Source organism: Spirochaetota bacterium (assembly GCA_026415295.1).
Lineage (GTDB): Bacteria > Spirochaetota > JAAYUW01 > JAAYUW01 > JAOAHJ01 > JAOAHJ01.
The window spans coordinates 39,156-53,389 of record JAOAHJ010000031.1; the positions used below are offsets into that span (position 1 = coordinate 39,156).

17 protein-coding genes and 2 tRNA genes are annotated in these 14,234 nt (G+C 22.8%); all 19 read left to right on the forward strand.

The window, feature by feature from the left end; genetic code table 11:
- Positions 1-343: 343 nt before the first annotated feature.
- Positions 344-3,244 carry a hypothetical protein gene (locus N3A58_07685; protein MCX8059280.1) on the forward strand — a complete coding sequence of 967 codons (2,901 nt, stop codon included), beginning with the start codon at positions 344-346 and terminating at the stop codon, positions 3,242-3,244.
- Between the two features lie 344 nt (positions 3,245-3,588).
- Positions 3,589-4,509, forward strand: coding sequence for an ABC transporter ATP-binding protein (locus N3A58_07690; GenBank protein ID MCX8059281.1), 921 nt, complete (start codon positions 3,589-3,591; stop codon positions 4,507-4,509).
- Positions 4,510-4,512: 3 nt separating this feature from the next.
- Positions 4,513-5,226 carry an ABC transporter permease gene (locus tag N3A58_07695; GenBank protein ID MCX8059282.1) on the forward strand — a complete coding sequence of 238 codons (714 nt, stop codon included), beginning with the start codon at positions 4,513-4,515 and terminating at the stop codon, positions 5,224-5,226.
- Between the two features lie 21 nt (positions 5,227-5,247).
- Positions 5,248-7,038 (forward strand): GldG family protein, encoded by a 1,791-nt coding sequence (locus N3A58_07700; GenBank protein MCX8059283.1) that lies wholly within the window; start codon positions 5,248-5,250, stop codon positions 7,036-7,038.
- 97 nt (positions 7,039-7,135) lie between these two features.
- A complete protein-coding gene (locus N3A58_07705) occupies positions 7,136-8,209 on the forward strand; it encodes a DUF4340 domain-containing protein (GenBank protein MCX8059284.1) in 1,074 nt (357 codons plus the stop codon).
- A gap of 81 nt (positions 8,210-8,290) precedes the next feature.
- A complete protein-coding gene (gene rpsT / locus N3A58_07710) occupies positions 8,291-8,557 on the forward strand; it encodes a 30S ribosomal protein S20 (protein ID MCX8059285.1) in 267 nt (88 codons plus the stop codon).
- 36 nt (positions 8,558-8,593) lie between these two features.
- Positions 8,594-8,875 (forward strand): HU family DNA-binding protein, encoded by a 282-nt coding sequence (locus tag N3A58_07715; protein MCX8059286.1) that lies wholly within the window; start codon positions 8,594-8,596, stop codon positions 8,873-8,875.
- A gap of 28 nt (positions 8,876-8,903) precedes the next feature.
- Positions 8,904-9,632, forward strand: a complete 729-nt coding sequence (locus N3A58_07720) for a response regulator transcription factor (GenBank protein ID MCX8059287.1) — start codon at positions 8,904-8,906, stop codon at positions 9,630-9,632.
- 74 nt (positions 9,633-9,706) lie between these two features.
- The gene (locus tag N3A58_07725; protein ID MCX8059288.1) at positions 9,707-9,925 is read left to right on the forward strand and encodes a tetratricopeptide repeat protein; all 219 of its coding nucleotides are present in this window, start codon (positions 9,707-9,709) and stop codon (positions 9,923-9,925) included.
- Positions 9,926-9,968: 43 nt separating this feature from the next.
- Positions 9,969-10,325 carry a polymer-forming cytoskeletal protein gene (locus N3A58_07730; protein MCX8059289.1) on the forward strand — a complete coding sequence of 119 codons (357 nt, stop codon included), beginning with the start codon at positions 9,969-9,971 and terminating at the stop codon, positions 10,323-10,325.
- A gap of 66 nt (positions 10,326-10,391) precedes the next feature.
- Positions 10,392-10,464: transfer RNA gene (locus N3A58_07735), tRNA-Thr, on the forward strand.
- 92 nt (positions 10,465-10,556) lie between these two features.
- Positions 10,557-10,712 (forward strand): 50S ribosomal protein L33, encoded by a 156-nt coding sequence (gene rpmG, locus N3A58_07740; GenBank protein ID MCX8059290.1) that lies wholly within the window; start codon positions 10,557-10,559, stop codon positions 10,710-10,712.
- Between the two features lie 33 nt (positions 10,713-10,745).
- A tRNA-Trp gene (locus N3A58_07745) sits at positions 10,746-10,819 on the forward strand.
- Between the two features lie 50 nt (positions 10,820-10,869).
- Positions 10,870-11,070: a preprotein translocase subunit SecE gene (secE, locus tag N3A58_07750; protein MCX8059291.1), complete on the forward strand. Its 201-nt coding sequence runs from the start codon at positions 10,870-10,872 to the stop codon at positions 11,068-11,070.
- Positions 11,067-11,636 (forward strand): transcription termination/antitermination protein NusG, encoded by a 570-nt coding sequence (nusG, locus tag N3A58_07755; GenBank protein MCX8059292.1) that lies wholly within the window; start codon positions 11,067-11,069, stop codon positions 11,634-11,636. The genes secE and nusG overlap by 4 nt, the downstream gene beginning before the upstream one ends.
- 10 nt (positions 11,637-11,646) lie before the next feature.
- Positions 11,647-12,072 carry a 50S ribosomal protein L11 gene (gene rplK, locus N3A58_07760; protein ID MCX8059293.1) on the forward strand — a complete coding sequence of 142 codons (426 nt, stop codon included), beginning with the start codon at positions 11,647-11,649 and terminating at the stop codon, positions 12,070-12,072.
- A 30-nt stretch (positions 12,073-12,102) separates the two neighbouring features.
- Positions 12,103-12,786 carry a 50S ribosomal protein L1 gene (gene rplA, locus N3A58_07765; protein MCX8059294.1) on the forward strand — a complete coding sequence of 228 codons (684 nt, stop codon included), beginning with the start codon at positions 12,103-12,105 and terminating at the stop codon, positions 12,784-12,786.
- A gap of 14 nt (positions 12,787-12,800) precedes the next feature.
- Positions 12,801-13,340: a 50S ribosomal protein L10 gene (rplJ, locus tag N3A58_07770; protein ID MCX8059295.1), complete on the forward strand. Its 540-nt coding sequence runs from the start codon at positions 12,801-12,803 to the stop codon at positions 13,338-13,340.
- A 63-nt stretch (positions 13,341-13,403) separates the two neighbouring features.
- Positions 13,404-13,778, forward strand: coding sequence for a 50S ribosomal protein L7/L12 (gene rplL / locus N3A58_07775; GenBank protein ID MCX8059296.1), 375 nt, complete (start codon positions 13,404-13,406; stop codon positions 13,776-13,778).
- The last annotated feature ends 456 nt before the right edge of the window (positions 13,779-14,234 follow it).

Here is a 14,234-nt window from a genome sequence, read left to right on the forward strand (position 1 = left end):
TCAATATTACTTATTAATTTAAGAAGATTAAATATAAAAAATTAATTTATTTTAATTAATATAAAAATGAATAAACTTAAATAAAGTTTATAAAAATATTTTTTTTTTACAAGAAATAATATTTTTTATTTTTATTTTATTATTTTAATATTTTTTAAAATATTATTTTTTTATTTGATTTAATGATATTGAAAATTTAATTTAAAAGATTAAATAAAATATATTTTTAAAAAGTAATTGTTTTAAATATATTTATATATATTATTAAATAGGTATTAATAATTTTTATTGTTTATTACTGATTGAATTTAATTAAATAATTGGATAAAATCGGAGCTTTTTTATGAAAAAAAGAATTGCAATTTTATTTAAACTAATGTTAATATTTAATATTATATTTCTTTTTTCATTTTATTCACCTTTCACAAAGTTAAAAAGAATAGAAACTGAGAACTATTATGTATTTTATCCTGAAAAATTATCAAATCTAATTGATAGTGATCTTTTAAGTTTTATGGAAGAAAGTTATAATAAACTTTCTAAACTATTTAAGTATAAGTTTAAGTATAAGGTCAATGTATATTTTTCTGATTCTGAAAAAGTTGCAAATGGATTTAGTAGTCCTATTGGAAGGGCTACAATTTATATTATAACAACTCCACCACCAATAACTATGTCTTTTGGTAATATGAATGAATGGTTAAAATATGTTTTTTATCATGAATTAACTCATCAATTTTCATTAGCTCTTCAAAATCCGTTTCTTGAGTTTCTTGCAGGATTGTTTGGAAACATATTTTTAATGAATGGCCTTAATAATCCTTCTTTTATGATAGAAGGGGTTACAACTAGCTTTGAAAGATTAGATCAAGAATATGGAAGAGTATTTGAGCCAGAAATAAGACAATATGTTATGCAGGATATTATAGATAAAACTATAAGAGATCCTTATAAACTTGAGTTAACATATAATGATGTTTGGCCTTATTATAGTTTGATGTATTGGTATGGAGGATTATTTTCCTATTTTTTGCAACAAAAATATGGAATGGAAAAATATATAAATTATTGGCAAAATACTCTTAATATTAATTATGAAGAAGCTTTCAAAAAAGTTTATGAGAAAACTCTTCTTGAACTATGGGAAGAATTTTATGAAGAAATGAAACCTAAATTTGAAATAAAAATTAATACAAATGATTTAATGAAGTTTAAAAATAGAAATTTTATTAATAAAGGAAAACTTATAAAAGATGGAGATTCTGTTTATTATTATTATTATAATATTAATACTCGTTCAATTGAAAGAATAAATGTTAAAAATAAAAAAATAGAAATTGTTATTAAAAATATTATGAATTTTTTTAATTTCGAAGTTTCTGAAAATAATGAAAGAATAATTCTTTCATATGTAGATTATTTATTTTATAATAATATAGCAATAAAACATAAAATATATGACATTAAAAAAAGAATCTATTTAAAATCAGAATTAAGTAAACTTATAACATTAAATGAATTAAATTTTTATGATGATTCATATATGTCAGGTTACATAGGCATTGATATTAGTAGATCTTTTACAGATCTTATATTTATAGATAAAAATGGAAATAGAAAAGTTCTTTTAGAAGGAAATAAATATTTTTATATTTCAAGACCAATTCAAGTAGATAAAAATATTTATTTCTTAGCTTTATATAGAGGAGTAAAAAACTTATATAGTTTTAATATGAAAGAAAATAAACTTACAAAAATAGATACTTATGCAAAAAACATTAATAATTTAAATAGTTTTGAAAATAAATTGTTTTATTCTTATAACAATGATTATACTATGAACAAATTTGGATTTATTGATTCAGCAAATAATATTGAAGTTGATTATCTAATTAATTATTCTGGAGGTTTTTTTGATCCAGTTATATTTGATAATATAGTATATTATATTGGCAGATATTCTAGATTCTGTAGAGTTCAATTTTTAAAATTAGATGAAATTAAGAAAGATTTAAATAAAAAAGAATTAGTGAAAATAGAGTTTGATTTAAATAAAGGTAAAGTTTTAGATTATCTTGAAGAAGAATATAGAAAGATAAAAAAGATTTCAAATGACAAAGAATCACAAAAAGAATCGGAAACAAATATAGTTATAAATAATAAAGATAAACTAATTAAGAAATCAACTAATACAATTTATCCATTTGAAAAGTTTACTTTAATTCCAGATCTTAGACTACCATATATGATGATGAGTTCTATTAATGAGGATTACTATTTTGGTGGTTTAGGGATAATGTTTGGGTGGATGCATAATATTACAAATTCAGAATTTTTTATTAATTTTGCATTCAATAAAATAGAAGATAAATTTTATCCATCAATAAGTTTATTTTCATTGTTAAATTATGTTAATCCTTTAACTATATTAATTTATTTTGAATATTCACACAATATAAATATTTTAGATAAAATTTATAATAATGTAGATAATTATAATAGACTTTTAAATGGAGAAGTTCAAATAGGTTACTATAAATACTTATCTTTGCCTTCTAAATTAAACTATTTATTTTTAAATTCTATTTTTGGATATTATAAATTATGGGAATATAGTAATAAAGAATTTAATTTTGATAAAAGTTTATTTTACTTTGCAGGAATATTTAACTATTACCATGATTTAGGAATAAAAACAGGGGTTGATATTTTATCTATAGAAAATAATGTTTATTATTCTACATATATTAATGCTATTGGCTTGAATGAAAGCAATATTAAGTATGAAAATAAAATTTCTTTGAACTTATCAATTTTTAATATTCAATTTAATAATCAATTTGTAATTTCTAAAAATAAAAATTTAAAATTTATACATAAAAATGATTTTTACTACCTAACAATACTTGATAATTTTTATGATTTATACTACTCACAGTATATTCCACAAAATATAAATTTAATGAATTATTTTGAAACCAATTTGATTATTTTAAGTGGTTATGTAAATAACTTTTTGATTAATTTAATAGGAATAAATAATGCTTCTGTTAATGCAGGACTTAGATACTATTTAGCAGGAAATACAGACATTGATATAAGAAATTTTATTAATGATTATTTTGTTTATGGAAATTTAAATTTAATAAGCTACAATGTTGTAAATATAACATTTAATATAAGTTATTCTTTTAAGAAACAGATATGGCTATTTTATTTTAATTTTGCTTCTCAAATTTTTTAATTAATAAAGAAATTTAGTTTAATTCCTATTAAGTAAAATAAAACTTAATAGGGATTTTTTTAATAAATTCTATTGGATCTATGTAAAAAATAAAATTTGTTGACAAAAAGAAAAAAATTATTTATCTAAAAAAAAGATTTCAATTTTATTTTCTTAAAAATTATTTTTAATTAAAATTTAATATTAAATTTACTTAATATTAAAATAATTTGTTTTTCTATTTTTTATTGTATTAAGATTTTTCTTATAAAGAACTTAATATAAAAAATAAATTTTAATTATTAAAAAAAATCTAAAAATAATGCAATAATAAATTGAATAAATTAATTATAATAGGAGGAAAGATGATAAAATTAGTAAATGTGACTAAAGAGTATGGTAAATTTAAAGCTGTTGATAAAATAAGTTTTGAAATAAAAAAAGGAGAAATTGTTGGTTTTCTTGGTCCAAATGGAGCTGGTAAGACTACTACTATGAGAGTTATTACTGGATATTTTTTGCCAACATCTGGTGAAGTTTATATAAGTAATTACAATATAGAAGAAGAGCCAGATGTTGCTAAATCACTAATTGGATATTTACCTGAGAATCCACCTTTATATCCCGAAATGCCAGTAAATGATTATTTGAAATTTGTTGGATTAATAAAAGGTTTATCAAAAAATGTTATAAATAATAGAATAGATTATGTAATAGAAAAGACAGCTTTACAAGAAAAAAGGTTTGAAAAGATAAAAACTTTATCAAAAGGATTAAAACAAAGAGTTGGAATTGCTGCTGCTATAATACATGATCCAGAGGTTTTAATTCTTGATGAACCTACAATTGGACTTGACCCCTTACAAATAATAGAGATAAGAAATCTTATTAAAGAGATAGGCAAAGAAAAAACTATTTTACTTTCATCTCATATATTAGCCGAAGTGCAAGAAGTATGTGATAAAGTTATTATTATTCATAAAGGGAAAATATTAGCTCAAGATTCAAAGGACAATCTCAAAAAAAAGATAACTTCCGGATTGAGAATATTAATTAAAGTTAAAAATCCTGATGAAAATATAATTCAGATCCTAAAGGGAGTTGTGGGGGTTAAAGAAGTTATACTGAATGAAAATAAAGAAATATTAGTTTTTACAGAAGATATTGAAAATATTCAAAATGATCTTTCAAAAAAGATCCTTGAAAATGGATATACACTTCTTGAAATAAAAGAAGAAGAAATGAGCCTTGAGGAGATATTTTCTAAAATTATTAAGGAGGAATAAAAAATGGGAAAGATATTTCTAATTGCAAATAGAGAATTTAATTCAGTTTTTAAAAATTCTATAATGGCATATATACTATTAATTTTATATTATATTATAACATCTTTTTTATTTTATACTTTTGTTATTGTTACAAACAGAGCTGAGCTTGTTGGTGTTTTTAATAATATATATGTTGTTCTACTATTTTTTATCCCAGCTTTAACTTCCAGATCCTTTATTGATGAAAAGAAAAATAATACTATGGAATTACTTTTGACTTCACCTGTTACAAAAACAGAAATTTATCTTGGTAAATTTTTCTCTTATATGTTTTTTTATTTAATTATGATTCTCCCGACTATTATTTATATAATTTTTATTTTTTTATTTGGTAAACCTCAAATAGGTGTTTTAATAAGTTCATTGATAGGTTATTTGCTTGTTGGACTATATTTTATATGTATAGGTTTATTTTTCTCAAGTATTTCTCCAAATCAAGTTATAGCCACAATATTGGGCATTATATTTTTACTTATGCTTTTGCTTTTAACATGGATTGAAAATGCACAGGTTTCTTTCAAACTTAAAGAGATTATTAAAGATATATCTTATATTTCCCATCTTGATTCTTTTAATAAAGGGTTACTTGATTTTAAAGATATATTATATTTTTTATTATATTCATTCTTTTTTTCTTTTTTAACAATAAGTACAATTGATATCAAGAATAGTTAAATCTAAATGAGGAGACTGAAAATGAAGAAACTTATAGATTTTTTTAAAAAAAACCTTGTATTTAATGAATTATTATTTTATATTTCAGTTGTTTTAATGATATTATTTTCTATATTTAAATTAATTTTTAAAAATAATCTTTTTTATATAGGAAGTGCATTTGGATTAATTGGATTAATATTCTATTTCATAGTTAATCCTGAAATTTTTATTGAATTATTTTCATCTAAAGAAAGTAAAAAAAATTTTTATACAGTTGTTAAAAGTATTTTAATACTAATATTAATTATTTCATTTTTTTCAGTATTTGGAGATAAATTACCGAAAATAGATTTAACATCTACCAAAATATATTCTCTTTCACCTTTAACTAAAGAGGTCCTTAAAAAATTAGATTCAGAATTAACTATATACTATTTTATAACGGGTTCAGAAAGTAGTTCTGCTCTTATAGAATCTATTGAAAAATTGATTAATGCATATGAGAAAAGATCAAAATATATAAAATTAAAAAAGATTGATATTAGAAGAGATCCTATTATTGCTCAAAAATTCTCAATCTCTTCTGCTAATTCTATAGTTTTAGTATATAAAAACAGAAAAAAAGAGATAAATCCTTGGGATCTATATGAAATGCAATATGATCAACAAGAATCTAGTCAGATGTTTATAGGCGAAAAAATATTAACCTCCAGTATTAAATTTTTAATGAATGAAAAACCAAAAAAAATATATTTTGTTATTGGGCATGAAGAATATTATAGAAATGATTATAATCAAAATGGAATATCTAAATTCAAAGAAATGTTAGAAAATTTAGGACATGTTACTGAAGATATAACTTTAATTGAAAAAGGTAAAATCCCTGAAGATTGTGACCTTCTTGTTATAGCAGCACCTAAAAAAAATTATACTGAAACAGAAATAAAAATAATAGATGAGTTTATAAATAGAGGGGGAAAATTTTTTCTTTTTGATAGATATTACTCTGAAGGAAATATTTCAAACATTGTATATCATATTTATAATAAATTTAAAGTTGAAAGATTAAAAGGAGTTCTTATTGATAAAGATAAATTTTACAATGAATTTAAAGAAATTGCTCCTGTAATAAGATTGAATTATCATAAGACTACCGAAAATGTCCAAGCTCTAAATTTACCTGTGTTATCACTATTTAGTATTCCATTAAAGGTTGATTTTACAAAGGATTATAATGATTTTAAAATTTATTCTATTGCAGATACTTATGAAACAACTTTTAATGCTATATGGGATGAAAAAAAGAAAGATATTAGTGTCGATGATTTAAAGTTTGAAAATAAATCTGGTCAATATAAGGGGTCTAGACCAATAGTATTAATTATTGAAAAGAAAAATGTTCCTCAGTCAAGTGAAACTACAAATACTAATGATGAAAATAATAAAAATAATAATGTTAATCAAGCAAATAAAAGTTCGCCAAATAAAAGTACTGAAAATAATCAAAAATCTACGAATGAAAATAACTTCGTACCTCAGGGAGTTATATTTTCTTCTGTTTTAATAGAAAACTGGCTTGCTGAATTACCTATCGGTAACTTCAATCTTGTAGAAAATCTTGTTAATTTTACTGTTGGTGATATAGAATTAGTAGACATAGGTGGTAAATTAATTAAAGATCCAAAGATAGTGATGAATAATAATCAAAGGAATATATTTACATTTTTTATTTTAATATTTGTTCCAATTATTTTGCCACTACTTTATGTACTTTTTATAATTGTAATTCCAAAGCTTAGAATTAAATATTTTTCTCAAAAAAAAGAATAAAATAAAAAGCTTTCAAGATTGAAATGGTTTATTTTTAGTTATTTACGAGAATTTATTATAGTTTTGTTTACATTTATCAATTTTAGATGGAGGATTTATGCTTAAATTTCTTTCAAAATTAAAAAGAGAAGAAAGAAATTTAGTTTATACATTAATTGTTTTTGCTATATTATTATCTATTTTTTTTATTTATAATTTTATTACGGATTTAATAAATAAAAATAAGTCGAAAAAAGAGGAAAATGTTTCTAAAAATTTAATAATCCAAAATTTTGATAAAAATAAAATTTTCAAGATTGAAATAGAATATTTTGATGAAATTTCAAAAGAAGTTAATAATAAAGGAAAGAAGGAAAATATAACTGAAAAGAAAAAAGTCAACTTATTGTTAGTAAAAAATAATGGAAACTGGAGTTATTTAAGTCACAAAGATTTAGAAATTTCTCAATCTTCAGTAGATCTTTTTCTTGATTATTTTAAATCTCTTGAATATTCGGATTTAATAGAACAATATAACGATGAACTTTTAGAGACTTGTGGTTTAAAAGATTATAAATTTAAAATAAAAATATATGAAACAGAAAATAAATATTTCGAACTTTTACTTGGTAAAGAAACTGTTGATAAATATGGTTATTATATAATGTATAATGGTAAGATTTTTGTAATAGATTCATTTTCTTATGGTGGTATAGCAAAGAAAGTTTCTGATTTTAGACAGAATAAGATATTCGCAAAATTACCTATTTCAGAGTTAGGGTCATATTTTTTTGGGAATTACATTGATAATATTCAAAATAAATTTTATTTATTAAATAATAGTTGGGTATGGAATTCTAACTACCAAAGAGAATATTATTTTAACTTACAAAATCCTGCAATTGATGAACTAAATAGAGTTTTATTAGAATTTGAAGTAACTGAATTTGATTTAAAATATAAAGATATTAATAAGCCTGAATATGTTATAGAAATAAGGAAGATAAATGGAGATTTGGTTTTAAAATTAATACTTGTTGAACCGGATGATGAAGTATCCCCAGAGGAAAAATTATTTACAATATATGATACAATAAATAAAAAAGCTTATAAAGCTTATATTAAAAATCTTTATAGTTATTTTACTAAAAATCCTAATATATTTTCCAAAATAAGAGAAGAGAAGAAATAAAAATTATTAAACTTATAGATTGACTAAAAATATTAATTTGTTAAATTCCAAAAAAAATAAAAATTAAAAAAGGAGATAAAAGTGCCTAACAAAAAGTTTGCTGAAAAGAGAGATAGACAAAGCAAAAAAAGAAGACTAAGGAATAGGATGCTTAAAAAACTTATAAAAACTCAATTTAAAAAAATTTTAAATTTAGTTAAAGAAGGTAAAAAGAGTGATGCAATTCAAGCATACAATTTTTATCAAAAAATTTGTGATAAAGCAGTTAAAAATAATGTTTTGCATAAAAATGGTGCTGCTAGAAGGAAAAGCAGAGCTGCAAGAATATTAAAAAGTATTGAAAAATAGATAGTGTAAAATTTTATTTTTTAAATAGTAAAAATCATGGTTAAAATAATAAAAAAGGATTTAATAGAGGAGGTTTTTGCCAGAACAAATAATGTTAATAAAATAGTAGTTAAAGATATTATTGATAAATTATTTAATGTTATTGTTGAAAAATTAAATAATGAAGATGAACTTAATATTGAAATAAGAGGCTTTGCTATTATCAAAAAAAGAAAAGTAAAGAGTAGGAAAGTTTATAATTTTAAAGAAAAGAAAATTATTAAATCTAAAAGAAATTATAAGATTAGTATTAAGCCAGCGAAAGAAATAAAATTATAGTTTTTAATTTAAAGATTAAGGTAAATTTATGTATAAGATTGTTATAGTTGATGACAATTGGGAAACATGCGAACTATTTAAGGTAATGTTAGAAAATTTAGAGATATTTAAAGTTGTAGCTTTTGAGAGTGGAGAATCTTTTTTAGAATTTATTAAAGATGGGGAAAATTTTGATGTAGCAATAATAGATCTTGATTTGCCAGATGTACATGGTTTTGATTTAATTAAAAATTTGAGGGAAAATTTTAGCATTACATTACCAATTATTGTAATAACTGGTTTTGGCGATTCGAATCATAAATTTAAAGCTTTAAGTCTTGGAGCTGATGATTATATTGTAAAACCTATCAATATGTTTGAAGTTGTTTTAAAAATAAGTAATTTTGTTAAAAAGAAAATATTTATAGAAGAAATCTTAAATAGAGAAGAGATTATTAGAGAAAAAGCAACTATGCTTAATATGTTTGTAGAATTTATCAAAAATCAGCTTTATCAACCTATGGAGGAGTTTCTAATAAAAATTAAAGAAATAAAAGATAATAAAAATTTAGAAAAAAAGTTTGAAGAAAGTTTTAATTTTTTAAATCAACTTGATAATAAATTGATAGAAACTATGAAGAAAATAGAGGGAGTTTTAAATATTTATAATGATAAAAAGAATGAAATAGAAACTAGAAAGAAAAAGTTGCAAAGCCTTGCAGAAATAGAAGAGGTAATAGATTTAAATATTAAAAACAATATTTTTAGGAAAAATTAAATAATTTTAATAATTTATATTGAATTTTTTTTATAAAAATTAAAATAATTTTACAAAAAATATAGAGGTAAAAAATGGATGAAAAAAAGAAAAAAATGATAGAAATATATAATATAGCAATAGATAAATATTTTAACAGAGAGTTTGAAGAAGCAGCTAAATTATTTAAAAATGTTTTAGAAATTGAACCAGATGACTATGTATCTGAAATTCATTTAGCAAGATGCTTAGAATATATTAAAAACCCTCCTGGAGATGATTGGGATGGAGTTTTTAAGTTAACTTCTAAATAAACTATTATAATGTAATTATTAATATATTTTTTAGGAGAATATAATGAATAAAAAAACTATTGAAACAATGAATGGTTTTGATAAGATTAAAACTATTTTAGGTGAAGAAACTAACCTCGAAGGAGATTTAAAATATAAAGATTCTCTTATGATAAAGGGTAGATTTAAAGGCACAATAAAAACAGATGGATATCTTATTTTAGATGCTAATTCTAATGTTGAAGCAGATATAACTGCGAAGTATGTAAGAATTGCCGGAACACTTAAAGGAAATATTTTAGACTCCTTTAAGATCGAGATGGTTGGTCAGGCAAAAGTAGCTGGTAATATTAAAACAGAAGTATTAAAAATTGATGATGGCGTTATCTTTGAAGGTAAATGTGAAATGAAAACTAAATAAAAAAATATTGACTTTTTAAAAATTAATGATAAATAAGATTCACCTTCCTTATTAATTTTAATTATTGCCCACATAGCTCAGAAGGTAGAGCACTTCCATGGTAAGGAAGGGGTCAACGGTTCAATTCCGTTTGTGGGCTTATGTTGTTTAGAATTTAATTTATTATTAAATTAATGATATTGTTAATTTTTATAATAAAATGATTAAATTTTAAGCTATAAAGAGGTAAAAATGAGAGAAATAATTTCTTTACAATGTGGAGAATGTAAAAATAAAAATTATACTACTGAAAAAAACAAGAAAAATACACCTGATAAAATAGAGTTAAAAAAATACTGTAAATTTTGTAGAAAACATACTTTACATAAAGAAACAAAAGTTAAGTAAATAAATTTATATAATATATGTGGGATATTATTTAGGCCAGTAGCTCCAATTGGTAGAGCGTCGGTCTCCAAAACCGAATGTTGGGGGTTCGAATCCCTCCTGGCCTGATTATATTATTTTTTTATATAATCAAACATTTAATTGTTAAGGATTTATTATGAAAAAGATAAAAGATTGGAAAGTAGTTGTTTTTATAAAGCAATGTATTGAGGAGTTAAAAAAGGTTAATTGGCCAACTTCTGAAGAAGTTCAAGAAATGACTTATGTTGTAATAATTTTTATTTTAATTTTTGCTATTCTTTTAAGTTTTGCAGATGTTGTTTCCGTAAAATTGGTTGATTGGGTATTTGGATTATGAAAAACTATTATGTTTTGAAAGTTACTACTGGTATGGAATATGAAGTTGCTGATAATTTGAAGAAATTAGTTAAATTGAATAAAGTGGAAGATTTTGTTACTGATATAATTGTTCCAGAAGAAACAGTTTTAAAAATGCAAAGAGGTAAAAAAAAAGAAGTTAAAAGAAAATGCTATCCAGGATATGTGATAGTTGAGATGGATTTGAGTGACGAACCTGCAGATGAAAACTATTGGAAAAAGATAGTTAAGATTGTATTGAGTGTACCAAATGCTGTTAGTTTTGTTGGGGTTAAAAGGGTTGATAAACCTATACCAATGAAAAAAGCTGATGTTGAAACATTTCTTTTTAATATAGGTGAAAAAAAAGAAGTGAAGAAAAATGTCTCAATTGTAGATTTTGAGGTAAATGAAAATATATTGATTATAGATGGTGCATTTAAAAACTTTGAAGGATTGATAAAATCCATAGATGTCGAGAAAGAAAAAGTTATTGTAGAGATTGACATCTTTGGAAGAAAAACACCAGTTGAGCTGTTGTTTTCACAAATTGAAAAAAAATCTTAAGGAATGAAAGATGGCAAAAGAAATTAAGCAGATTGTAAAATTGCAGTTGATAGGTGGTTCAGCTACACCAGCTCCACCAGTTGGTCCTGCATTGGGTCAAGCTGGAGTTAATATTCAGCAGTTTTGCCAAGCTTTTAATGCTAAAACTGCTAATAGAAAAGGTGAAGTAATTCCTTGTATTATAACAGTTTACAAAGATAAGACTTTTGATTTTATTTTAAAAACACCTCCAGCTACCTATCTTATAAAACAAGTTTTAAAGATTGAATCAGGCTCTGGAGAACCTAATAAGAAAAAGGTAGGTAAAATTACAAAAGATAAACTAAGAGAAATAGCTGAAAAAAAGATGCCTGACTTAAATGCTAACGACATAGAAGCTGCTATTAAAATTATTGCAGGTTCATGTAAATCTATGGGTGTTGAAGTTGTTGAATAAATTTATTTAATCTTAATTTCAAAGGAGATAATTGTGAAAAGAGGCAAAAAGTACAAAATTGCATTAAAGCAAATAAATAAAATTGAATTATATGAACCAAAAAAAGCTATAGAAACTATAAAAAAAGCAGCTTTTACAAAGTTTGATGAAACAATAGATGTTGTTTTTGTGTTGAATTTGGATAAAAAACATACTATTAGGGGCACTCATGTATATGATTATCCTTTTGGAAAACAGAAAAAAATTTTGGTTTTTGCTGAAGGTGATTTAGCTAATGAAGCAAGAATTGCAGGTGCTGATTATGTAGGTTCACAGGATTTGATAGATAAAATAGCTTCAGGATGGATAGATTTTGATGTTTGTATAGCAACCCCAGATATGATGAAAAATATTTCAAAGGTTGCAAAAATATTGGGCCCAAAAGGATTAATGCCAAACCCAAAGCTCGGGACAGTTACAACTGAAATTAAAAAAGCAGTAGAAGAAGTAAAAAAAGGAAAGATTGAGTATAGGGCAGATAAAGCTGGAAATGTTCATGTAAGTATAGGTAAAAAATCAATGGATGATGAGAAATTGCTTTCCAATTTCAATTCTATATATAAAGAAATACTTAAAAAAAGACCATCTGATTTAAAAGGGGATTATATAAAAAAGGTATTTATTTCCAGTACAATGAGTCCATCCATAAAGATTGATTTTTCTCAAATTAAATAATCTGAGGGAATAATATGGTTGAAAATATTAGAGTTATTAAAAAAGAAAAACAAGAGTTATTTAATAAATACATTGATATATTTAAAAATAATTCATTTATAATATTTGCTGATTTTGAAAGATTTACAGTGAAAGATTCTACCCAAATGAGAAAAGAAATAAGAAAATTTGGTGGGAATGTTCTTGTTGTTAAAAATAATATTTTTAGAAAAGCTTTAGAAGCTGAATATGAAAATATTAAAAATGTTGATGAAAATATTTTTATTAAAAATACTATAATAGCATATGGCAATGATAATGTTTCAGAAATTACTAAAGCTTTAAAGAATTACTCAAAAAATGGATTTGTAACATTAAAAGGAGCGATTTACGAAAGAGAATATTTAAATAAAGATAGAGTAAATGCTCTTGCTAATTTACCAACTAGGCAGCAACTTTATGCAATGCTTGCTAATTTATTAGCGAGCCCTATAGTTAACCTTGCTAGGGATTTAAATGATATAATGGGTAGATTTGCTAGAGTTTTGAATAATGTTGCTGATAAGAAAAAGTAATATAATATTTTATAAAATAAAAAATTAAAAAAATAATAAAGGGAGATAAAAATGGCAGAAAAAATGACTAAAGAAGTTTTTATTGAGGCTATTAAACAAATGACTGTTGTAGAATTAAATGAGCTAGTTAAAGCTATTGAACAAGAATTTGGGGTTTCAGCAGCAGCGCCAATGATGATGGCAGCAGCAGCTCCAACTGTAGCAGCAACTGAAGCAGCACCAGAAAAAACAGAGTTCGATGTTTATATTAAAAATGTTGGGGATAAGAAAATTGAAGTTATAAAGGTAATTAGACAAATAACTAATTTAGGCTTAAAAGAAGCAAAAGATTTAGCTGAAGATTCATCCAAACCTGTTGCAAAAGGTGTATCGAAAGAAGAAGCTCAAAAAATTAAAAAACAATTGGAAGAAGCTGGTGCTCAAGTTGAACTTAAATAGTTCAATAAATAAAAATTCATATAATTTCTTAGAGGGAGTATTGTTCCCTCTAAGAAATATATTTATTTTAAATTCTTTTTTATTTTTTCAGTAAAGTTGTGTGTATTTTAATCTTTTATAATTCTGTTGTTGAGTATTTATTATATAATTTTATTTTTAAAATTATATATTTAATATTTATTTATTAATATTAGTAAGAAAGAAGATTAGATGATTCAAAGATTAATATTATCAATTAAAAAATTCACTCAAGAAATATCTTCTCAAAAATTTATAAAGAAATTTTTTTATATAAAAATTAAAATAAATATAAATTTTATGGTCATAAGAAATTTTTATTATAGATATTTTTATTATTGTAATAATTTATCTAATCTGATAATATTATAATATTATCTTTCATTTTTTAAAATAAAATATAAAAAAAATTAAAGGGAGATATAAATGAAGGTGAAA